The organism is Pseudomonas sp. ACN8 (assembly GCF_002303925.1).
In the GTDB taxonomy this organism is placed as follows: Bacteria; Pseudomonadota; Gammaproteobacteria; order Pseudomonadales; family Pseudomonadaceae; genus Aquipseudomonas.
Map to the genome: position 1 here is coordinate 66,144 of NZ_MRCS01000026.1, position 23,680 is coordinate 89,823.

The 23,680-nt window shown below is 60.3% G+C and carries 10 protein-coding genes; 5 read left to right on the forward strand and 5 right to left on the reverse strand.

Going from position 1 to position 23,680, the window contains the following annotated elements:
• The first annotated feature begins 12 nt into the window (after positions 1–12).
• Positions 13–861, forward strand: a complete 849-nt coding sequence (locus tag BSF44_RS16275; RefSeq protein WP_095944370.1) for a DUF2242 domain-containing protein — start codon at positions 13–15, stop codon at positions 859–861.
• 344 nt (positions 862–1,205) lie between these two features.
• Here the strand turns inward: BSF44_RS16275 and BSF44_RS16280 are convergent, their stop codons facing one another.
• From BSF44_RS16280 to BSF44_RS16300, 5 genes are all read right to left on the reverse strand, one after another.
• Positions 1,206–2,246: an AraC family transcriptional regulator gene (locus BSF44_RS16280; RefSeq protein WP_095944371.1), complete on the reverse strand. Its 1,041-nt coding sequence runs from the start codon at positions 2,244–2,246 to the stop codon at positions 1,206–1,208.
• 3 nt (positions 2,247–2,249) lie between these two features.
• Positions 2,250–3,380, reverse strand: coding sequence for a carbon-nitrogen hydrolase family protein (locus BSF44_RS16285; RefSeq protein WP_095944372.1), 1,131 nt, complete (start codon positions 3,378–3,380; stop codon positions 2,250–2,252).
• Positions 3,381–3,510: 130 nt separating this feature from the next.
• Positions 3,511–4,839, reverse strand: coding sequence for a TolC family outer membrane protein (locus BSF44_RS16290; protein ID WP_095944373.1), 1,329 nt, complete (start codon positions 4,837–4,839; stop codon positions 3,511–3,513).
• 1 nt (position 4,840) lies between these two features.
• Positions 4,841–6,181, reverse strand: coding sequence for an HlyD family type I secretion periplasmic adaptor subunit (locus BSF44_RS16295; protein ID WP_095944374.1), 1,341 nt, complete (start codon positions 6,179–6,181; stop codon positions 4,841–4,843).
• A 6-nt stretch (positions 6,182–6,187) separates the two neighbouring features.
• Positions 6,188–7,924: a type I secretion system permease/ATPase gene (locus tag BSF44_RS16300; protein ID WP_095944375.1), complete on the reverse strand. Its 1,737-nt coding sequence runs from the start codon at positions 7,922–7,924 to the stop codon at positions 6,188–6,190.
• A gap of 671 nt (positions 7,925–8,595) precedes the next feature.
• On the opposite strand from BSF44_RS16300, the gene BSF44_RS16305 reads away from it, so the two are divergent.
• The 4 genes from BSF44_RS16305 to BSF44_RS16325 all read left to right on the forward strand — a co-directional run bounded on the left by BSF44_RS16305 (position 8,596) and on the right by BSF44_RS16325 (position 23,528).
• Complete coding sequence (locus BSF44_RS16305) at positions 8,596–19,245, forward strand: peroxidase family protein (RefSeq protein ID WP_095944376.1); 10,650 nt, start codon at positions 8,596–8,598, stop codon at positions 19,243–19,245.
• A 185-nt stretch (positions 19,246–19,430) separates the two neighbouring features.
• The gene (locus BSF44_RS30350) at positions 19,431–20,006 is read left to right on the forward strand and encodes a hypothetical protein (RefSeq protein WP_172435358.1); all 576 of its coding nucleotides are present in this window, start codon (positions 19,431–19,433) and stop codon (positions 20,004–20,006) included.
• Between the two features lie 685 nt (positions 20,007–20,691).
• The gene (locus BSF44_RS16320; protein ID WP_095944378.1) at positions 20,692–21,339 is read left to right on the forward strand and encodes a hypothetical protein; all 648 of its coding nucleotides are present in this window, start codon (positions 20,692–20,694) and stop codon (positions 21,337–21,339) included.
• Positions 21,340–21,488: 149 nt separating this feature from the next.
• On the forward strand, positions 21,489–23,528 hold the full coding sequence (locus BSF44_RS16325) for an FAD-dependent oxidoreductase (RefSeq protein ID WP_095944379.1): 2,040 nt from the start codon (positions 21,489–21,491) through the stop codon (positions 23,526–23,528).
• The last annotated feature ends 152 nt before the right edge of the window (positions 23,529–23,680 follow it).

Genomic DNA, 23,680 nt, shown 5'->3' on the forward strand with positions numbered 1-23,680 from the left:
TCAGGATGTTCAATGTTTAAATCACTTCCCATGCGGGTTGTCGGGCTGGCAGCCGTGTTTGCCACTGCGGCTGGTTGTTCATCGAACAAGGCTGCCATCTATGAGCATGAGAATTTCGACGACTCAGGTACCTTTTCCAGAAACTATCCGGTCACCGATACCCAGAGCTGTGAAGCCGCCCGTCGCGCCTTGCTCAGTCAGGGTTACATCATCACCAGCAACGATCCGAAGCTGGTCAGCGGTCACAAGAGTTTCCAGCAGACCGGCGAGAATCACATGGAGATCAGCTTCAGTGTGGTCTGCGCCGATGACGGCAGCGAAGGGCACCACGCGACCGTGTTCGCCAATGCCCTGCAGGATCGTTATGCGCTGAAGAAGACCAACAACTCCGCCAGTCTCGGTGTCGGTGTGTTGGGCTCGGTGTCGATGCCGATCGGCTCCTCCGATGACTCGATGGTCAAGGTCGCCAGCGAAACCGTATCGTCTGCCAAGTTCTACGAGCGTTTCTTCGCACTGGTCGAGCTGTTCCTGCCGCCGGAAGCGAAAAAGGCTGCGCACATCCCCGAAAAGCCGAAAACGGACCTGGGCATGCCTGAAGCCAAGGCAGCACCGGCACCGTTGGTACCTGCCCCGGCAGCGACTCCCGCTGTAGAGCCTGCTGCACCAGCACCCGTTGAAGCCGTTCCAGCGGCCTCCGAGCCGGTTGCCCCGCCTCCTGAAGCGGCGCCGATCACGCCGATCACGCCGACCGAGCACGTAGAGCCTGCATCGTTCCAGGAAATCGTCACGCCACCGTCGAACCCGAGTGACTTGCCACCGCCGAGCGAACCCATCCCGGCGATGCCTGCCTCCGGCCAGTGATGGAAACGTCACGGGATCGGGTCAGATGACCCGATCCCGTGGCCAGCCAAAAGATTGACCCTCATCAACGAGGTCCGCTGTTCTGCGGCCTTGCGCTAAAAAAACCAATGATAAATTCCTGACCAGCTGCTACGTTTTATTCAGTAGCGACAGAGTGTCGTGTCCGCGTCATTTTTCTTTCACGCGGGCACTTTATGCTCAGGGAACTGGTCATTAATTCAGACGTTTTTCAGTATGGTTTGGGGGATTCAAAAATGGACGATTATCAAGAAGAGCTGCTCGAGTACCAGGCGTTTGAACTGGATCCACTGGAGCCAGCGGAAGACGCTACCGAGTTGTAGGCATCAGGCGGATTGGCGATGGCTGCGGCGAAATTCGCCGGGTGTCTGCCCGTTCCAGCGTTTGAATGCGCGTTGAAAGGCTTCGGCTGAGGCAAAACCCAGCAGGTAGGCGATCTCTCCGAACGCCAGTTCGGTGTCGCGTATGTAAGTCATGGCCAGGTCGCGACGGGTGTCGTTGAGAATCGCACGAAATTGTGTGCCCTCATCGGCGAGCTTGCGGCGCAAGGTCCAGGTGGGCAGCTTCAGGCGTGCCGCCACCTCCTGCAGGTCGGGCTCCCGGCCACCATTGAGTAAGGGTCCCAGCAGCGCGATGATGCGTTCACGCAGGCTGCGGGTGCGTGTCAGTTGTTCCAGTTCCCGCTCGCACAGTTGCAGCAAATGCCTCCAGGTACTCGGGCAATGCTCGGGATTGCGCTGGGCGAGACTTGCCAGGCTCAAGCGCAGTTGATTGCGCTCGCCGCCAAACTGAATCGGACAATCACCCAACACGTCATAGGCCGCACGGTAACCGGGCTCCTCGAATTCGATCTCGATGCGTTCGGCGTGCAGCGGGGCAGGGCTGACACTGGATAATTGCTGCAACCATCCGGCGATGATCGAATCCACCACAAAGCGGTTATAGGCATTGTAGGGGCTGATCGAATAGAAGCGCAGCCAGGCGCCTTGGGCATCTTCGTGAAAGCTTGATTGGCCCCGATAATTGGAGCCGTACAAGGCTTCGAATCGAATCAGGCAACGCGCGGCTTCACGTACCGTCGGCGCCTGGGCGGCGGTGACCCCGGCGAGGCCTGCCTGGCTCAGGCGACTGAGCCGCCCCATGCGCAAGCCAAGGGCAGGGTTATCGGTCAGTTGAATGGCGCTGTGGCCCAGGCGCATGTAGCGCGGTATCGACAACCGGGCACCGGCTTCGCTCAGGCGCGCGGCATCGAGACCGTATTGATCGAGCAGCGGCTGCGGATCGACGCCATGACTGCGCACGGCATCGGCCAGGCTATGAACAAAGCCCACCGACAGATCGCCGAGGCGCATCGGCTGTGGATTCATGGCTTACAACCAGAGGTTCAGCAAGCGTGCACCATGGGCGTTGCCATCGGCAAAGTGCTGGCCATTGCTGCTGAGGAAGCTATGCCCGGCGCTGCCCTGGTCCCAGAACCGACCTCGCAGGAACACACTCATGCCAGCGACCGCCTGACTGGCCGGCATCCGGGTCGTGAGGGTCAGGCGCTGCCAGGCCTGGCCTTCACTGACGTCCCCTGGCTTCAAGTTGACCGACGCCGGCGCCGACGAGCCCCTGTAGCCGCGCCACGGTTGATCCCAGGTGCCACGGCCGGCAACATAGGCCGGTACCGCAACCAGCTGCACGCTTTGGTCGTTGAGCTTGAGGTAGTTTTCCGGGTACCAGCTGTCGTGGCCGATCAATACGCCCAGCCTTCCCGCGGGGGTATCAACGACATTGAGCGAGTGCTCGCCGTTCGCCTTGATCCCGTTCTGTTCCGCGAAGAGCGGGTGTATCTGGCGCTGGGGCTGGCCGATCGGCAGGCCTTCGCTGTTGAACACCACGCTGCTGTTGTACAGCGCGCCGCGGCCGATTCTCAAGGTGCCGTCGATGATGCTTGGTTCGGGCAACACGATGGAGCCCGCCACCAGTGTCACGTGGAACTCCCTGGCCAGACCTCCGAACAATGCCTGGTAGTCCCTGGCCATTGCCTTGGCTTTCATGCGCAGGTGGGCATCGTCCAGACGATTGCCGCCTTCGGCACCGATCAACGCCTTGGCGAACTTCAGGGGATTGCTCACCGCCAGCCAGTTCATGGCCTCCTTGAGGGTGCTGGCCTGATACAGCTCATCTTTCTCGCCGCTGACCATCAGCCAGGTACCGACGTGCTCCGGCAACACAACGACGGTCTTGCCGTTCAGCAAACCCTGGTCCCGGGCTGCTTGCAGATAGGCCGCGAGTTTGCGGTGCAAACGCTCGGGGCTTTGATAGTCGGTAGGAAACAGTTCGGGCTGGATGCCCAACAGATTGCCTCGGTCCGCGGGCGTGCCCTGGTCGACAGCCAGGCTGATCCGCAGGTCCGAAAGGTAATGACCCACCGGCCGGTCTGCGGCCCACATCGCGTAGGTCGTGAGGGCGGCGAGCAACGCCATGGAAAATGTCAGGTACAAAAGTTTGCGCATGGGGAAACAGTTTACAGCCTGGAGCCGGGCGTGGCTTTTGATTTGGAACCGGATCGAGCATAAAGGGAATCAAGAGCTTAGTGGAACGCCGGCCAGCCATCATTTTGCGCGACCGGCCGGCAAGTGAGCGTCAATTGGTGACCAGCAATTCCGGGCCGAGGTAGTTGTTGATCTGGTCGATATCGTCGTCGCCCAGGCTGCCTACCGAGGAGGCCAGGCGCAGGCGTGACATCAAATAGCGCAACTTGGCATCGAACAGATCGTGGCGCGCAACGAAGAGCAGTTCTTCTGCATTGAGGACATCCGAGTTGGTGCTGGTGCCGCCTTCCTTGAAGCCCTTGCGTGACGATGCCAGTGAGCGTTCGTTGGACGCCACGGCCTTCTCCAGGGCACGGATGCGTTTGGCTCCGCTCAGGATGCCTTGATATTCGCGGGTGGTTCCGGTGATGACTTCCTGTCGCGCGGCGTCGAGTTCGTCCGTGGCCTTGTCGCTATTGGCACTGGCCTGGCGTGTCAACGCGCTGACGCCGCCACCGGCGAATATCGGGATGTTGACTTCCAGTCCGATCGAACCGTAGCGGTTGCGTTGATTCAGCTCGGAGAGGGATTGGCTCTCACCCGCGGTGTAGCCGGCAACGAAATCCAGGGTTGGCCAGTGGCCGGCCCTGGCGCGGTTCACTTCTTCTTCGGCGAGGTCGCGGCTGTACCGGCGCGCATGGAGTAACGGGCTATCGACCTGGGCTTTGACCAGCCAGTCCTGCAGGTTGCTCGGCAGCAGCGGTGGTGTATCGAAGCTCGGACGCAAGGTGGTCAGCGATTCGGGGGTTTCACCGATGTATTCCTCGAGCTTGCGACGCGCGTTGACCAGGTTGTCTTGCGCTTCGATCAATTCGGCTTCGGCGAGGTCACGGCGAGCGGTCGATTCGTCGACGTCGGTGACGGTGCCGGCCCCCAGTTCCAGGCGCCGTTTCGCCGAGGCGAGTTGCTCTTCAAAGGCGGTCAGCTTGGACTTGGCCAAGGTGATGGTTTCGCTGGCCAGGAGCACGTCGAAATAGCTTTCGGCCAGGCGCACCGCGGCATCCTGGCTCTTGGCATCGAATACCGCATTGCTGTAGTCGGCACGCTGCTGACCCTGACGGTATTCGGCCATTTTCTGTTTGTTGAACAGCGGCTGGCGCAGGCGCACGTTGGCGCCCTTGGAGTCGTAGTCGAGATCCCTTTCGATACCGCTCTGGCGTTGCGTGCCATTGACCTTGTTGTCGTAGGCCGAGGCGTTGATCTGCGGTAGCAGGCCGGCCGTGCCAATGGCGCGGTTTTCCCCGCCGGCCTCCTTTTCATGCATGGCGGCCTGGTAGATGGGGCCCTGGAACTGCAACAGGTCCCAGGCTTGCTTGAGGTCCATGGCGTTGGCCGGCAAGGCCAACCCCATCAGGCAGAAGAGCAAGCAATGACGATCCATTTCATTGTTCCTTGAATGAGCTGTCCACACGTTCGAGCATTGGTTTAAGAAGATAGCTCAACATATTGCGTTCGCCGGTCTTTATGGTGACGCTGGCGGGCATTCCGGGGCGAATGTGATTGGTGCCAAGTAGACCCATGCCATCGGGGGTGACTTCCACCTGGGCCAGATAGAACGGCTGCTTGCTTTCCTCGTCCATCAGGCGGTCGGCGGAAATGGTCATCACACGGCCGGGGATGTTTGGTGTCTTGGCATGGTTGAAGGCCGGGAAGGAAATGTCCACGGGCAGGCCGGGGACCATCTTGTCGATGGCCTGCACAGGAATCATCGCGTCGACCTGCAAGGGTTCGTTGACTGGAACGATCTCCATGATCTTGAAGCCGGGCTGAATGATCCCGCCGACGGTGGCGATGCTCAAAGCCTGGACCATGCCATCGATCGGTGACCGAATCACCGTGTGGGTCACTTCATAGTCGAGCGCGCGCAAGCGGTCGGCCAGGGTAGTATTTTCCTTGGCGGTTTCCGTCAACTGCGATTCGACTTCCTTCAGGTAGTCGTGTTGGCGCTGCAGGATGCGCAGCTTGATTTCGGTGGTCTGGCTGCGCACGCGGGCGATGTTGTTGAGGTTCTCGGCCTGGCCGGCGGAGAGGTCGGCATTACTGCGTTCCAGCTCAAGCAGGCGGTTGCGCGGCACATAGCCTTCGGCCGTCAGCACGCGGGTGCCTTGCAGTTCCTGGTTGAGGAAACTGATCTGCGAGGCGCGGGCACTATAGACCTGCTGCAGGCCCTTGAGCTGCACGGCCGACGCCGCCAGGTTCTCCTGCAGGATGCTGATTTCGCCGGCGAGACCGGCGCGCCGGGTGTCGAGCAGACGCTGTTGCAGGTCCATGGCGGCTTCCAGGCGGTGGTCATCCTGGAAGCGCTTGAGCAGTTCAGGATCGAAGTTCACTACATCGCGACCGTCACGTTCCGCTTCCAGACGGTTTTCCACCGTCTTGCTGACGATGTACTGAGCGCTGACCGCACCCTGTTCGGCAAGGGCACGCAACGAATCGAGGCGGACCACCTCCTGGCCTTTTGTCACCAGATCGCCTTCGCGAACGAGAATGGCCTCCACGGTGCCGCCGCTCAGGTGCTGCACGGCTTTGCGATTGCTGGTGACCTTGACCGTGGCTGTCGCTACCACGCCGGCATCCAGCGGCGCCAGCCATGACCACAGGAGGAAGCCGCCGAAGCCGGCAAGCACCAGCCACACGCCCCACCGCGCGGGTTTGCCAACGTCCAGGTCTACCACGCTCCTGGAATCGGCTGTAATCATCTCGGTATGTTGGCTCATTTGCATGATCGGTCACTCCCGTGCTTTGACGGAGGCCAGCGGAGTCGACGCGCCTGCAGGGATGACACTGGCCTTGCGCAGCGCTGCGAATACTTCATCGCGCGTGCCGAGCATCTGCACGCTGCCGTCGCGCAGCATCAGTACCTTATCGACGGCACAGAGTACGTTGGGACGGTGAGAAATCAGAATGACGGTCGCGCCACGGCCCTTGAGTTCGGCCAGGGCATCGACCAAGGCCTTTTCGCCGACGTCGTCGAGGTTGGCGTTCGGCTCGTCCAGCACGATCAGATTGGGCTCGCCATACAACGCGCGGGCCAAGGCGATGCGTTGCTTCTGGCCGCCGGAAAGCGGGCTGCCATCAGTACCCAGGCGGGTGTCGTAACCCTGCGGAAAACGCAGGATCATCTCGTGCACGCCAGTGATCTTGGCGGCGCGGATGACCGCTTCGCTGTCCACTTCGCCAAAGCGCGCAATGTTGTCGGCGATATTGCCCTCGAACAGCTCCACGTCCTGTGGCAGATAGCCGAGCCAGGGGCCAAGTTCGCCCTTGTTCCAGTTGAATATGTCCGCACCGTCCAGGCGCACCTTGCCGGCCTGCGCCGGCCAGACGCCGACCAGCAGGCGGGCGAGGGTGGATTTGCCCGAGGCGGACGGGCCGATAATGCCAAGGCTTTCGCCGGGGACAAGGCTGAAGCTCACGCCGCGCAGAATCGTGTTGTTGGTAGCCGGGGCGCCGGCATACACATTCTCAACCGCCAGCATGCCCATTGGCCGCTGCAGCGACATGCTCGGTGGCCGGCGCGGATAGTCCTGCAGCATCTCGTTGAGCCGGCCCCAGGCCGAGCGGCAGCCGAGCAATTGCTTCCACGACGCGATGACCTGTTCCACCGGACCCAGTGCGCGACCGGAGAGGATCGAGCAGGCAATCATCATCCCCGGGGTGATCTTGCCTTCGATCGCCAGCAGCGCACCGGCGCCGAGGATCAGCGACTGCAAAGTGATCCGCACGAAGCGCCCGGTGCTGCTGATCAAGGCGGCGCGGTCGGAGGCCAGGGTCTGCATTTCCAGGATGCGCAAATGGCTTTGGAACCAGCGCTTGCTGATCGACGGCAGCATGCCCATGGCCTCGATGACCTCGGCGTTGCGCAGGTTGTTGTTGGCGTATAGGGAGGAAGACATGGCGGCCTGATTGGCTTCGGCCAGCGGCTTCTGTGTCGCCTTCTCGGTGAGCCAGGCCAGGGCCACCAGAATCAGCGAGCCGATCAGCGTGATCAGTCCGAGTATCGGGTGGATCAGATAGGCGACCAGCAGGTAGATCGGCGTCCACGGTGCATCGAAGAAAGCGAACAGGGCGTTGCCGGTGACGAACTGACGAACCTGGGCGAGGTCTTGCAGGGCCTGGGCCGGGTTACCTCCGGCGCGGCTCAGGTTGCGCTCGAATGCAGCGGTGAAAATGCGTCGGTTGAGATCCATGTCGAGGCAGTTGCCGACCCGGATCAGCACGCGGGTGCGGACCATCTCCAGCGTGGACATCAGCAGGAACAGGCCCACCACCAAGACCGTCAACATCGCCAGCGTCGTAACGTTGCGACTGACCAGGGCTCGATCGTAGACCTGCAGCATATAAATAGCTGGCGTCAACATCATGACGTTTATGACGCCGCTGAATGCTGCCAGCGAATAAAAACTGCGGCGCAGGCGAAAGAGCGCGTCGGCCAGTTCGGAACGGATGCTCGACTGCTTGGGCATGTTGATCCTCCCACTGCGAAAAGCCGATTGCCCCTGGGGCGCAACAGCTAACAGTAAATGTAGTCCTGTAAACAGCTTATGGACACGCAGGCTGGTCGCTCTAGGGTTGGCGAGTCTTCCGAAATCGCTGCGTTGCTCCCTTATGCAGCAGCGTAGGTGGCGCTTAAACACTCCGAAATAACATTTCGCTCTATACCAGCACACAACATTCTATATATCTTTTAAAAACAGCTAGTTGGGATGCCTGCCACCAGTCGTCTGTTTTAACGACGTAATATTGACAAAGATTTGCTATGGAACTTTAGTCTTAGTTATCGGGGGGCCCGCCCGCCTGAAGCCTGCCATCGCTTTGGCAGTGCAAGGCGCGGTGATTTTCCCGAGAGGAGCAGAAATATGTCGATCATTTCGTTCTTTTGCAGAGGGAAGGGGCTTTCCAGGACGTTTGCCTTCACTTCCAGATTCCATGGCCCGCCCAGGGCTCGAATCCGCTCTGCCTGATCGCCCGGCGAGCAATTCATATAGCGAATTCCAAGCGCTGATCCCGGGTCCCGGGTAACGCCAGCTCTCGCAAAAAAACACAACCAACAAACTGCGCAAGCCAGCACTTGACTTGGCGCGGGAGGATTTTCTCGTCCCGCGCCTTTACCCAGACAGATCGAGGGCAATCCAAAATGGCCAATTTCAGCAAGTCGGACCTGGAGTTCATCCTCAAGCAAATCTTTATCGCCGAAGCGAATGCCGCCGGCACCAGCCTCATTGATTTGCTTCCCAATTCTCAGGTGCCGTTCGGCCTGCGTACCGTCGATGGCAGCTTTAACAACCTGGTCACCGGCCAGAGTGATTTTGGCGCCGCGGACGCTGACTTCCCGCGCCTGCTCGATCCTTCCTTTCTATCGCCGCAATACGCCGGAACAGGCACGGTGATCGATCCGCAACCACGGATTATCAGTAATCTGGTCGTCGACCAGACCGCCAACAACCCGGCGGCCTATGCCTCTGCGTTCGACCCGGGCCTGGACGGTGTGCTCAACTTCGGCACGGTGGGTAATGACGACGTACTCAAGGATGGCGTTCAGATAGTCGCCAGCCCCGGACTGGATGGCGTGTTCGGCACGGCCGATGACAAGGACGTATTCTTCTTTCCCAACGTGTCGCCGGACGTCGGCCTGACCGCCAGCTTCAACTCGTGGATGACTTTCTTCGGCCAGTTCTTCGACCACGGTCTCGACCTGGTCACCAAGAGTGCTACCGACATTGTGTTCATTCCGCTGCAGCCGGACGATCCGTTGTTCGTACCGGGCAGCCCGACCAATTTCATGGTGCTGTCACGCGCAGTGCGTACCGCTGGAGCGGACGGAGTAGTCGGCACTGCCGATGATGGCCAGACGAACACCACCTCGCCGTTCGTCGACCAGAGCCAGACCTACAGCTCGCACCCCTCGCATCAAGTGTTCCTGCGCGAATACGTGCTCAACGCGGCGGGCGATCCTGTAACAACGGGGCGCTTGATTACCAACCGCGACCTTGGCGCCGATGGCTTGTTCGGCACCGCCGATGATGGCGCCAGCGAAAATGGCGGCATGGCGACCTGGAAAGTGGTCAAGGCCCAGGCCCGTGACATTCTCGGCATCAACCTGACCGACGCCGACGTGCACAACGTGCCTTTGCTGGCAACCGATGCGTACGGCAACTTCATCCGCGGGCCGAACGGCATGCCGCAGGTGGTGATTCGCATCAGCAACGGTGCCGACGGCATTGCCGGGACGGCTGATGACGTCACTCAACTGGTCGAAGGCAACCGGGCAGCCCCCATCAGTCTGGCCAATGCCGTAAGCACCGGGCATGGTTTCCTCGACGACATCGCCCACAATGCCGCGCCGGTCGTCGTCGGCGGGGTTCTGCAGGCGGACGCCGACATCGCTGTCGGCAATGCGCAGCCCGTTGGCCCTACCGGCAACAACCTGACGTATGACAACGAACTGCTCGACGCCCACTACATTGCCGGCGATGGCCGGGCGAACGAAAACATTGGCCTGACCTCCGTGCACCATGTGTTTCACTCCGAGCACAACCGTCTGGTCCAGCAAACCAAGGACACCCTCATTGCCGCTGGCGACCTGGCCTTCCTCAATGAGTGGCTGGTGAACGACGTGGCCGCTATACCCACCACACCGGCCGAGATCGCGGCGCTGGTGTGGGACGGCGAACGCCTGTTCCAGGCTGCCAAGTTCGGTACTGAAATGCAGTACCAACATCTGGTGTTCGAGGAGTTCGCGCGGACCGTCCAGCCACAGGTCGACGCATTCCTTGCTCCCACCGGGTATGACACCTCAATCAATCCGGCAATCCTCGCCGAGTTCGCCCATGTGGTGTACCGCTTCGGTCACTCGATGTTGACCGAGACCGTCGATCGCTTCGACCCCGCGTTCAATCCGCTGCTCACTGACCCCACCAACCCGGACTCGCAAATGGGGTTGATCGCGGCCTTCCTCAACCCTCTGGCGTTCGCCAGCAGCGGGTTGACCGCGGACCAGGCGGCAGGTGCGATCATTCGCGGTGTGACCCGCCAGGTCGGCAACGAAATCGATGAGTTCGTCACTGAAGCGTTGCGCAACAACCTGCTCGGTCTGCCACTCGATTTGCCGGCCCTGAACCTGGCACGTGGTCGCGACACGGGCATCCCCACCTTGAATGAGGCGCGCCGGGAGTTCTACGCATCCACCGGTGACAGCCAGCTCAAGCCGTACATCAGTTGGGCTGACCTGGCAGACAGCCTCAAGCATCCCGAGTCGCTGGTCAACTTCATCGCGGCCTATGGCACCCATAGCACGATCACGGCGGCGCTCACACTGGCAGACAAACGCGCTGCAGCCCTGGCGCTGGTATTGGGTGGCGTGGGTTCGCCGGCTGACCGCCTGGACTTCCTCAACAGCACCGGTGCCTATGCCAACGTAACGACGGCCGGCGCGGATGGGGTACTGGGTACTGCCGATGACGTGACAGGTGTGACGGTCACGGGCGTCGACGACATCGACTTCTGGGTCGGTGGCCTCGCCGAACAGAAGATGCCGTTCGGCGGCATGCTCGGCTCGACCTTCAACTTCGTGTTTGAAACCCAGATGGAGGCGTTGCAGAACGGCGACCGCTTCTACTACCTGTCGCGTACCGCGGGCCTGAACTTCGGCACCGAGTTGGAAAACAACTCCTTTGCCAAGCTGATCATGCTCAACTCTGATGTCACCCACCTGTCGAACACCGTGTTCCTGACGCCAACGTTCACCCTCGAAGTGAATCAGGCCTCTCAGTTCACCGGCCTTGGCGTGGATGGCCGTGCCGACCCGACTGGCGGCATCCTGATCAACGGCGTCGAAGTCGTGTCGCTGGTGATTCGCGACAACCCCGACACCGTGGGTCCGGACACCAACTATCTGCAGTACACCGGTGAAGACCATGTCGTCCTGGGCGGCACTGCCGGCAATGACATCCTTATTTCCGGTGACGGCGATGACACCCTTTACGGCGACGCAGGCAACGACCGCCTCGAAGGCGGTGCGGGCAACGATGCGGTACTGGGTGGCGATGGCGATGACATCATCAGCGACTCGTTCGGTGACAACCGTCTGGAAGGCAATGCCGGTAACGATGTGATCGTGGCCGGCAGCATGCTTGCTGCAGGCAACCTGATCCTGGGTGGCGATGGTCAGGACTTCATCATCACCACCGAAGACATCACCACCACCTTCGGCGGCCAGGGTGACGACTTCATCCTCGGTGCCAAGACCAACCTGCCACCGACCGGCAACGAAGGTGATGACTGGATCGAGAAGGGCACCCAGGACGGTGCGCCTGGCGATAACTTCGCACCACTGCTCACTGACGATGTGATCGGCAACGACATCTTCATCGGTGGTCCCGGCTTCGACGAAATGATCGGCGAGGGTGGCGATGACATATTTACCGGCAGCGACGCTCAGGACAAGATGGAAGGCATGTCCGGTTTCGACTGGGTGACCTACAAGAATGACAGGATCGGCGTGACCGCCGACCTGACCATGGCCGCGCTGGCACAGCCACACGGTAATGCGCCAAACCAGAACACCGGGGTGTTCAATCCGGTCGGCGCCTCGCCGGCCTCGATTCTCGACCGTTTTGCCGAGGTCGAGGGCTTGTCCGGTTCGAGTTTTGGCGATGTGCTCAGGGGCGATGATGTCAATGCGGACACCATCATCAACCACGGTGGTACCACGGGCAGTGCGCTGACCAATGTCGCGTTGATCCGCGGACTGGACCAGTTCCTGGCCGATGCCGGATTGCCGGTCACCGGTTTTGCCACCGGCAACATCATCCTCGGCGGTGATGGCAGTGACCTGATCGAAGGCCGTGGTGGCGATGACCTGATCGATGGCGACAAATGGATCAACGTCAGGATTGCCGTTTATGCCGCTGGTGATGTCAACCATACCGGCCCCGAGATCGCCTCCTTCGACAGCATGGTCGATATGATCCCGTTCATGCTGGACGGCACCTTTAACCCTGGTCAGCTCAAGGCCGTGCGGGAAATCATGCCTGGCACCTCGACTGGTGGGGCGGCCTTCGACACCGCCATTTTCTCCGGGCTTGAAGCCGAGTATGCGGTGACTGTCGACGATCGTGGCACGAACGATGTGACGGACGATGTCTGGACAGTAGCCGATAGCGTCGCGGGTCGAGACGGCATCGATACGCTGCTGCATATCGAACGCCTGCAGTTCGCCGATAACCAGCAAGTGCTGGTGGACGGTCTCAATGCCCAACCGGATGGCAGTCCGACTGTCGCGGATGGCAACGGCGGCGCGATTACCGTGGGCGATTTACTGACGGTCAGCGTGGCCGGGGTGAGCGATGGCGACAACGTCGCGGCGGGCAATCCGCAGGGATTGATCACCAACTCCTCTGTGTCCTACGTCTGGCAGTTCGAGGCCACTCCAGGCAGCGGCGTATTTGAGGATATCATCCTGTTGCCGGCTGGCGACCTGGCGTTCCAGAGTGCCGACGGCACTGCGTTCAAGGTCTCTCCTGACCTCGCCGGGTTGTCATTGCGGGTCAAGGCGATCTATCAGGACGGTCACGGCACCACGGAGATCCTGTTCTCCACGCCGACGGCTGCCATCGTTGCCGGTGCACCGGTTACGCCAACGCCACTGGTACCTGTAGTCGATGCCACTGCGGGTGGCGCGGGCCTGCACATGGTCCGCTCCGACCTCAACTTCATTCTTGACCAGATCAGGATTGCCGAGGCGGATGCGGCCGGCCAGGACATCCTCTCGCTGATCCCGAACATCCGCGCGCCGCTGGGACTGCGTACGGTCGACGGGTCGAACAACAACCTGATGAACCTCAACGGCAACAACCACACCGAGTTTGGTGCCGCCGATAACCTCTTTCCGCGCTTGACCGATCCGGTCTTCAATCCGGCGGAAGGGGGAACGTCGTATGCGCAGAGCAGCGGCCTTGTGACTGACTCGCAGCCGCGCACCATCAGTAACCTGATCGTCGACCAGACGGCGAACAACCCGGCGGCCTATGCCACGGCATTCAACCCGGGCCTGGACGGTGTGCTCAACTTCGGTGCAGTGGGTAACGACGACGTGCTCAAGGACGGCGTACAGATTGTTGCCAGCCCCGGGCTGGATGGACAGTTCGGTACGGCCGACGACCGCGATGTGTACCTGATCGAAAACACCGCGCCGGATGCGGGATTGTCCGCGCCGTTCAACGCCTGGATGACCTTCTTCGGGCAGTTCTTCGATCATGGTCTGGACCTGGTGACCAAAGGCGGTTCGGGTACCGTGTTTATCCCGCTGCAACCGGATGATCCGCTGTTTGTGCCAGGTAGCCCGACGAACTTCATGGTCCTCACTCGCGCGACCAACCAGCCAGGGGCGGATGGCGTTCTTGGTACGGCCGACGACATCCATGAGCACACCAACACCACCTCGCCGTTCGTGGACCAGAACCAGACCTATAGCTCGCACCCGTCGCATCAGGTGTTCCTGCGCGGTTATGAACTGACCGCCAACGGCCCCGTAGCGACTGGCCGGTTGATCACCAACCGTGATCTGGGTGTGGATGGCACGTTTGGTACCGCGGACGACGTCGAAATCGGTGGCATGGCAACCTGGAAGGTGGTCAAGGCGCAAGCCCGCGACATCCTGGGTATCAACCTTACCGATGCCGATATCGACAGCGGCCCGCTGCTGGCGACTGACGCCTATGGCAACTTCATCAAAGGGCCGAACGGCTTCCCGCAGGTTGTCATTCGGGTCAACAACGGGGCGGACGGCATTGCCGGCAACGCCGATGACGTCACTACGCTTGTCGAAGGCAATCCGGCCAGTCCGGTAAGCCTCGTGAACGCGGTGCGCACCAGCCATGCCTTCCTCAACGACATCGCCCACAACGCCGTGCCGGTCGTTACCGGCGGGGTTCTGCAGGCGGATGCCGACACCCTTGTCGGCAATGCTCAGCCCGTTGGCCCAGGCGGCAACAACCTGACCTATGACAACGAACTGCTCGACGCTCACTACATCGCTGGCGACGGCCGGGTCAACGAGAACATCGGCCTGACCGCGGTGCATGCGATCTTCCACTCCGAGCACAACCGCCTGGTCCAGCAGACCAAGGACACCGTGCTCGACTCGGGTGACGTGGCCTTCCTCAACGAGTGGCTGCTCAATCCGGTGGCGGCATTGCCAACCACCCAGGCCGAGTTCGATGCGCTGCAGTGGAATGGCGAGCGCTTGTTCCAGGCGGCCAAGTTCGGCACCGAAATGCAGTATCAGCACCTGGTGTTCGAGGAGTTTGCGCGGACCATCCAGCCTCGAGTCGACCTGTTCTTCGCACCGACCCAGGTCTACGACGTCGACCTCGATGCCTCGATCGTCGCCGAGTTCGCCCACACCGTGTACCGGTTTGGACACTCGATGCTGACCGAGACCGTCGATCGCTACGACATCGACTTCAACGTGATAGGCGATCCGGCCAGCGCTAATCCCGATCAGCAACTGGGCTTGATCGCGGCGTTCCTTAACCCGTTGGCGTACGCCGCCAGTGGCGTGTCGCCAGAGGATGCGACCAGTGCGATCATACGTGGGGTGACTCGGCAAGCCGGTAACGAAATCGACGAGTTCGTCACCGAGGCGCTGCGCAATAACCTGCTCGGCCTGCCGCTCGACCTGCCGGCGATCAACATCGCCCGTGGCCGCGACGTGGGGATTCCCTCACTCAACGCGATCCGCCGCGACATCTACAGCCAGACCGGTGATACCCAACTCAAGCCGTACACCAGCTGGGTCGATCTGGTGCAGTACCTCAAACATCCGGAGTCGTTGATCAACTTCATCGCGGCCTATGGCACGCATGACACGATCACGGCGGCGACCACTCTGGAAGGCAAGCGCGCGGCAGCTCTGGCGCTGGTCTTCGGTGGTGTGGGCGCACCGGCTGACCGTCTGGACTTCCTCAACAGCACGGGTGCCTTTGCCAACGTAACGCTGGCCGGCACGGATGGCGTGCTGGGCACCGCCGACGATCTGAGGAACGTGACGGTCACTGGCGTCGACGCCATCGATCTCTGGATCGGCGGTCTGGCCGAAGCGAAAACCCCGTTCGGCGGCATGCTCGGCTCGACCTTCAACTTCGTGTTCGAGAACCAGTTGGAAAAACTGCAGGACGGCGATCGCTTCTACTACCTGGAGCGTACCTCTGGTCTGTCGATGAATGCCGAACTTGAAAGCAACTCGTTCGCCAAGCTGATCATGGCCAACACGTCGGCCACTCACTTGCCGGGCCTGGTGTTCTCGGATCCGGGGTTCTATCTGGAAGTGGATCAGGGCAGGCAATTCAACGAAGGCCTGCTCACCGCCGACCCGCTCGGCCCGAACGGCGAACAGGTGGTGTTCCGCGACAACCCGCTGACAGTGGGGGCGGACACCAACTACATCAAGTACACAGGTGACCAGCATATCGTGCTGGGCGGTACCGACAACGCAGACATCCTCATTGCCAGTGAAGGCGATGACACGGTCTGGGGTGATGGAGGCAACGATCGCATCGACGGCGGTGACGGCAACGATCAACTGCGCGGTGGCGACGGCGACGACATCATCACCGACACCGGCGGCGACGATAACCTCCAGGGTGGCGACGGCAACGACGTGCTGCACGGAGGCAACGGCGTCAACCTGATCATTGGCGGGTTCGGCAACGACTTCATCATTACCGGTGAGGACGCCTCCGAGGCCATTGGTGGCCAGGGCAATGACTTCATCCTGGGCAGCAAAGCCAACGAACAGGACATGGGTAACGAAGGCGACGACTGGATCGAGAAGGGCACCTCGGACGGTGCACCTGGCGACAACTTCGACCCGCTGGGCAACGACCCTGTGATCGGCCACGATGTTTACATCGGTGGCGGCGAGAACGATAAGTTCAACGGCGAAGGCGGTGACGACATCATGGTCGGCAGTCTCGGCTTTGGTGACCGCTATATCGGCGGCTCGGGCTATGACTGGGCGACCTTCAAGGGGCTCGCCCAGGGGGTGAGCATCGATTTCAGCGACCGCTTCTTCGATGTACCTCCGATCCCGGGTTCGGGTGCCTCGGCGCTGGTGCGTTTCGACGCCACGGAAGGTCTGTCGGGCTCGTCACACGGTGACTTCCTGCGCGGTGATAGCTCCGATGCAACAACGCTACCCACTTTGGGTGCAACCGGCAGTGTGCTGACCAACATCAGCCTGATCAACGGTCTGGCGGGTCTGCTGCCGGTCGGCGCGACGTTCTACGACGGCGGCAACATCATCCTCGGTGGCAGCGGCAGCGACCTCATCGAAGGTCGCGGCGGTGACGACATCATCGACGGTGACAAGTGGCTGAACGTACGCATCAGCGTACGGGCAAACGCTGATGGCACCGGCGCGGAAATCGCCACGTTCGACAGCATGGGGCCGATGGTCCAGGCGATGTTGAACGGTACCTACAACCCGGGCCAACTGGTCATCGTGCGGGAGATCCTGACCGGCACTGACGACTTCGACACTGCGGTGTATTCCGGTAATGCGTCGGAGTACACAGTCGCTGTCGAAGGCAACGCCGTTATCGTGACTGACCTGGTGGCCGGGCGTGACGGCGTCGATCGCCTGACGGGCATCGAGCGCCTGCAGTTCGCTGACCAGGCGCAGGCCTCCGGTGTTGGCACCGTCACGAACTTCGCCCCTGTGGGACGTCTGGCGATCCTCGATGCTACCACCGGTGCACGTGTCGATGCGCCTGTCGCCGGCCAGCTGCTGCGCGTCAGCAGCCAGGCTGTACGCGACGCCAACAACGAGGGTGCGGCCAATGTGACCGGCGCGATTACCGGTCCCGTGGCTTACTACTGGCAGGCTGAAACCATTGCCGGTTCGGGCATATATGAAGACATCACCATTCTCGCCGCCGGGGAGGCATCGCGAGTGACGGGCACCAGCTATCTGGTGGCGGACGATGTCGCCGGTCTGAACATCCGTGTTCGGGCGGTGTATCAGGATGCCAATGGGACGCTGGAGATCGTCGACTCGTCGGCGAACAACGCACCGATCGCAGGGCCGGGCATCCTCGGGTTTGCGTTCCTGAACGAAGTGCTGACCGCCAACCTGTCGACCCTCGTCGACGTCGATGGCCTCAGCAATCCCCAGTTCACCTTCCAGTGGCAGGAGACCAACGGGGTCAGCTTCGTCAACATCGCCGGAGCCACCAGTAGCACGTTCACGCTTGGTCAGGCTCAGGTCGGCGATCAGGTGCGCGTGGTGGTCAGTTTCGTGGATGACTTCGGTGTGACCGAAAGCATCGCATCCGACGCCACGGCCCCGGTGCTCGTCGGTACTGTGTTTGCCGGTACCGTCGGTGCCGACACATGGATCGGCACGGCGGGCAATGATGTGGCCAGCGGAGGTGACGGCAACGACTTCATGAACGGCCAGGGTGGCAACGACATCATCAATGGTGATGCGGGCAATGACATTCTCGTCGGTGGTAACGGTAACGACACGATGGCCGGCGGTATTGGCAACGATACCTTCGAAGTCACCTCCGTCGGGGACGTGGTGACCGAGCTCGCCGGTGGCGGTAGCGATACGGTCTGGACTTCGCTCGCGACTTACACCCTGGGTGCCAACGTCGAGAATCTGTATTTCGGCGGTAGCGGTAATTTCAGGGGCACCGGTAACGCGCTCGCCAACACACTCGTGGGCGGTGCGGGTAACGACATTCTCATCGGAGGTAATGGTAACGACACGATGGCCGGCGGTATCGGCAACGATATCTACGAAGTCACCTCCGCTGGGGACGTGGTGACCGAGCTTGCCGGTGGCGGCAGCGATACAATCTGGACCTCGCTCGCGACCTACACCCTGGGTGCCAACGTCGAAAATCTGTATTTCGGCGCAAGCGGCAATTTCAGGGGCACCGGTAACGTGCTCGCCAACACGATTGTGGGTGGTGCGGGTAACGACATTCTCATCGGCGGTAACGGTAACGACACGATGGCCGGCGGTATTGGCAACGATGTCTACGAGGTTACCTCCGTTGGGGACGTAGTGACCGAGCTCGCCGGTGCCGGTAGCGACACGATCTGGACCTCGCTCGCGACCTACACCCTGGGTGCCAACGTCGAGAATCTGTATTTCGGCAGTAGCGGCAATTTCAGGGCCACCGGTAACGCGCTCGACAACACGCTCGTGGGCGGTGCGGGTAACGACACTCTCATCGGTGGTAACGGCAACGACACGATGGCCGGCGGTATCGGCAACGATGTCTACGAAGTCACCTCCGCTGGGGACGTGGTGACCGAGGCCGCCGGTGGTGGTAACGATACGGTCTGGACCTCGCTCTCGAGCTACACCCTGGGTGCCAATGTCGAGAGTCTGTTCTTCGGCGGCAGCGGCAACTTCGCGGGCACGGGTAACACGCTCAACAACACGATCGTGGGTGGTGCGGGTAACGACGTGCTCACCGGTGGTGGTGGTAACGACCTGTTGAGTAGCGGTATCGGCGGCAACGATACCTTCGTGTTTGCTGCCGCGGGTTTCGGCACCGATGCGATCTTTAACTTCGGAGCCAATCTGGTCGCAGGGCACGACTTGCTCAACATCACGGGGTTGGGGATCACCAGTGCGACGTTCGCGGCCAACGTGAGCATAACGGCTGACGGGGCGGACACGATGGTGGGGATCGGGGCGGACTCCATCCGCCTTGTGGGTGTCGCCAGCGCGGCCGTTGATCAGACGGATTTCATTCTGGCCACTTGAGGTCCTGGTCGGTACTGTCGCAGGGAGCATGGACAGCGCAGGGGAGGGCAATGGATGCCCTCCCTTTCTCCTTCCGTTCGATTGCCCATTAGCTATCGGGGTGCCAGCAGCGTACTGGAACTCATCAAAGCAGGTTGGAACCGAACTGCGAAATCAAAGAAACAATGGAAAAAGGAAACCCGGCCTTGAACATTTCAGCCATCTGCCTCTTGAGCAGCCTATTGGTTTCGGTCGTGGCATCTGCCAGTGGGGTCACTCCGCTCTTCGACCTGGACTTCACCCGATCAGCCACGCAAACGCTCAAAGAAATGGGCATCAACGACGCCTGCATTATCGCCGTCTCAAGTCCTGCTGCGTTTACCTACTGCCGGGAAGGATCATCAACGCTCTGGAAGTACCAGGCGCTGGATCTGGAGCAACAGGCGGTGATCCAGATTGGCCAACAGCGGTCTTCGGCGGACTATCAGCGAATAACCGTTGTGGAAGTCGATAGCGTTGCTTGCGAAGAGGATCACCTTGCGCCACTGGTTAAACCGGCTTTCAGGCATGCCCTTTTCCTTGGCTTGATTACCCTGTTTCTGTTGGCCGGCCTGCGATATACCTACCGGGCGATCATGCATTACTGTTATGACCAGGCCGGATTTTCGAAGTTCGGCTTGCAGCGATTGGACGAATCCTGGTCGACGCAAAACTCAACGGTAATGGCGTTGGTCGCATGGGGTATCGTGGCAGCTGCGGCATTTATCTATTTCGGGTTTTGAGTGTGACCACAACTGGCGGGTATTCCGTTTTAATGTACTTTCCATTCGATAGGGTTTGACTGTGCACAGTTTTATTCGCTGACAATTAACTGACTTGATTGGCATCCTGTCTGTTTCAGTTAATCCTGCGTTGCCGTCTACCTGAAAGGGTGGCTGGATCACGGTGAATCCGCAGTTGGAGTTTGCTCTGGATGAGAGTCGCTCGCTATAGCGCGAGTTGTGAGATGTATAACAACTAGCGGATCCAATTTTCAATTGTCGAAGTGCATCTAGTCAAGCAGGCCAGTTGTCGTGGGCAATAGCGCGGAAGTTTACTCATTGCTGTCGCGTCAGGCGAACTTGCGCTGTGCACCGTTTGTCGGTGGTTTGTGCGAAAAATGAACATTGCAGCGTCTGCGGCCTCTGATCCTTGAGCACGTCAGCCATGACTTGCCTCCGCGATTGCAAAAAAAGAAGTGGAAATGGAATCTCAAATGCAGTGAAAGCAAATGGGGGTTTTTTATCTGAAACTCAGGGAGGCAATAAACCAACCGGTCGTTGATTTGCCAAGTGAGTCAATGAGGTTGACAGTGCTGAGTCCATGATTTGGCTTATCTTTTAGAAGTAAGGTCGTACAGGGTTTTTAATAATTAAAGATTCTGTCAAGTGGTCGATCCGTACTCTCGAATAAGGTGGAGAAATTACCGTGGCGATAAATACCATTATGAGTCTGCTGGAAAATAAGGAATTCCTGGAGTTTTTGCGTCTTGGCGTTATTTTCGTTCATTTGGTGGCGTGTTGTGTGGCCATCGGTTTGGTGCTGACCAGTGATGTTGCGATGGTCAGGGACCTTTTAAAACGGAAAGTATTTACTGAGCATGATAATGCTCACATGGAAAGTCTTCAGAAGTCTGTCATCGTTGCACTCATAGCGTTATGGGTAACGGGTGTCGCTGTCGTCGGTATCGATTACCTGGGTAAAGGAGCCGATTACTTTTTGAATCCAAAGCTTCAAGCCAAAGTCATTATTGTGGCGTTGCTTAGTTACAACGGCGTCCTGTTGCATCGCCTGGTACTGCCGGCCCTGAAAAAGGCAGGCTCCTTGCTCAATCTCGGATTCAGTGCACGGATGATGGCGTTGGCCTGCGGGTCGTTGTCGGCAGTGTCCTGGCTGTATGCCGCCATGCTGGGAGTCGGGCGCCCTTTGGCCTGGAAGTATTCCCTTTCCGAACTGTTGATGGCTTATCCGCTGCTGATTGCGCTCGGGTTCCTGACGATGCTGGTGTTGACCCAGCGAGCGAAACAACAGGACGACTACGTTGCGCCTGCGCGGGCAGTAGCAAGCGCATGCTAGGCCGGTACTGAGTTTCTGCTCATTTTGATCAATAAGTTGTAACTTACGGTCATTGAGCGATGGCGGTGCGACTCTTAGTCTGTCGAACATGACTGATGGGGGCCACAGAGCCCCTGCACTTTCCGTGATCGCTCGATGTGGAGTTACCGATGACCGCCGCTCAATACCCGCACCTGCTGGCTCCGCTGGACCTGGGGTTCACCACGCTGCGCAATCGCACCCTGATGGGGTCGATGCACACTGGCCTTGAAGAGAAACCGGGTGGCTTCGAGCGCATGGCGGCGTACTTCGCCGAGCGTGCCCGTGGCGGTGTCGGCCTGATGGTTACCGGCGGTATCGGCCCGAACGACGAGGGTGGCGTGTATTCCGGCGCGGCCAAGCTGACGACCGAAGAAGAGGCGCTCAAGCACCGTATCGTCACCCGTGCCGTGCATGACGCGGGCGGCAAGATCTGCATGCAGATCCTCCATGCCGGTCGTTATGCCTACAGCCCGAAACAGGTTGCGCCCAGCGCGATCCAGGCGCCGATCAACCCGTTCAAGCCCAAGGAACTGGACGAGGAAGGCATCGAGAAGCAGATCAGCGATTTCGTTACCTGCTCGGTACTGGCACAAACCGCCGAGTACGACGGCGTGGAAATCATGGGCTCCGAAGGTTATTTCATTAACCAGTTCCTCGCCGCCCACACCAACCACCGTACCGACCGCTGGGGCGGCAGCTACGAAAACCGCATGCGCTTGCCGGTGGAGATCGTGCGTCGCGTGCGTGAAGCGGTAGGTCCGAACTTCATCATCATTTTCCGCCTGTCGATGCTCGACCTGGTCGAAGGCGGCAGCACCTGGGGAGAGATCGTTCAACTGGCCAAGGCCATCGAGCAGGCCGGCGCGACCATCATCAACACCGGTATCGGTTGGCACGAAGCGCGGATTCCGACCATCGCCACCAAAGTTCCACGCGCGGCCTTCAGCAAGGTCACGGCCAAGCTGCGAGGTTCGGTCAATATTCCGCTGATCACCACCAACCGTATCAACACCCCGGAAGTGGCCGAGCAGATCCTGGCCGACGGCGATGCCGACATGGTGTCCATGGCGCGGCCGTTCCTCGCCGACCCGGATTTCGTCAACAAGGCCGCTGAAGGCCGTGCCGATGAAATCAACACCTGCATCGGTTGCAACCAGGCCTGCCTCGACCACACCTTCGGCGGCAAGCTGACCAGTTGCCTGGTCAACCCGCGTGCCTGCCACGAAACCGAGCTCAACTATCTGCCGGTGCAGCAGTTGAAGAAAATTGCCGTGGTCGGTGCCGGTCCGGCCGGTTTATCTGCAGCGACCGTGGCCGCCGAGCGTGGCCATCAGGTGACGCTGTTCGATTCGGCCAGCGAGATCGGCGGTCAGTTCAACATTGCCAAGCGCGTTCCGGGCAAGGAAGAGTTCTACGAAACCATTCGCTACTTCAACCGCAAGTTGCAGACCACCAATGTCGAGGTGTGCCTGAACACCCGCGTCGACGTGGCCGGGCTGGTCGAGGGCGGTTACGACGAGATCATTCTGGCCACCGGCATTGCGCCGCGCGTGCCGGCCATTCCAGGGGTGGAAAACGCCAAGGTGCTGAGCTACCTGGACGTGATCCTGGCGCGCAAACCGGTCGGCAAGCGTGTCGCGGTGATTGGTGCCGGTGGTATCGGTTTCGACGTCTCCGAGTTCCTGGTGCATGAAGGTGTCGCCACCAGTCAGGATCGCGCCGCGTTCTGGAAAGAATGGGGCATCGATACGCATCTTGAAGCGCGCGGCGGTGTCGCGGGTATCAAGGCGGCACCCCATGCGCCGGCCCGCGAGGTATTCCTGCTGCAACGCAAGACGTCCAAGGTCGGCGACGGCCTGGGCAAGACCACCGGCTGGATTCATCGCACGAGCCTTAAGAACAAGCAGGTGCAGATGCTCAACAGTGTCGAATACCTGAAGATCGACGACGCAGGCCTGCACATCCGCATCGGCGAAACCGGCGAGCCGCAGGTGCTGCCAGTGGACAACATCGTGATTTGCGCCGGGCAGGATCCGCTGCGCGAATTGCATGACGGTCTGGTGTCGGCGGGGCAGAGTGTGCACCTGATCGGCGGCGCGGATGTTGCGGCAGAACTGGATGCCAAGCGGGCGATCAATCAGGGTTCGCGGTTGGCGGCGCAGTTGTAATAGCAGGCTCAGCATACCAATGGCTATCGCGAGCAGGCTCGCTCCCACACTGAATCTGTGTCGTTCAGCAGATCGAAGGTGGGAGCGAGCCTGCTCGCGATAGCCATTGGTATGCTGAGCCTGCTATTACAACTGCGCCGCCAACCGCGAAC

Bases quoted from the DNA above. Each gene is read 5' to 3' on its own strand.
- BSF44_RS16275 (WP_095944370.1), top strand. From the start codon at position 13: ATGTTTAAATCACTTCCCATGCGGGTTGTCGGGCTGGCAGCCGTGTTT.
- BSF44_RS16305 (WP_095944376.1), top strand. From the start codon at position 8,596: ATGGCCAATTTCAGCAAGTCGGACCTGGAGTTCATCCTCAAGCAAATC.
- BSF44_RS16280 (WP_095944371.1), bottom strand. From the start codon at position 2,246: ATGAATCCACAGCCGATGCGCCTCGGCGATCTGTCGGTGGGCTTTGTT.
- BSF44_RS16300 (WP_095944375.1), bottom strand. From the start codon at position 7,924: ATGCCCAAGCAGTCGAGCATCCGTTCCGAACTGGCCGACGCGCTCTTT.
- BSF44_RS16325 (WP_095944379.1), top strand. From the start codon at position 21,489: ATGACCGCCGCTCAATACCCGCACCTGCTGGCTCCGCTGGACCTGGGG.
- BSF44_RS16290 (WP_095944373.1), bottom strand. From the start codon at position 4,839: ATGGATCGTCATTGCTTGCTCTTCTGCCTGATGGGGTTGGCCTTGCCG.
- BSF44_RS16285 (WP_095944372.1), bottom strand. From the start codon at position 3,380: ATGCGCAAACTTTTGTACCTGACATTTTCCATGGCGTTGCTCGCCGCC.
- BSF44_RS16295 (WP_095944374.1), bottom strand. From the start codon at position 6,181: ATGCAAATGAGCCAACATACCGAGATGATTACAGCCGATTCCAGGAGC.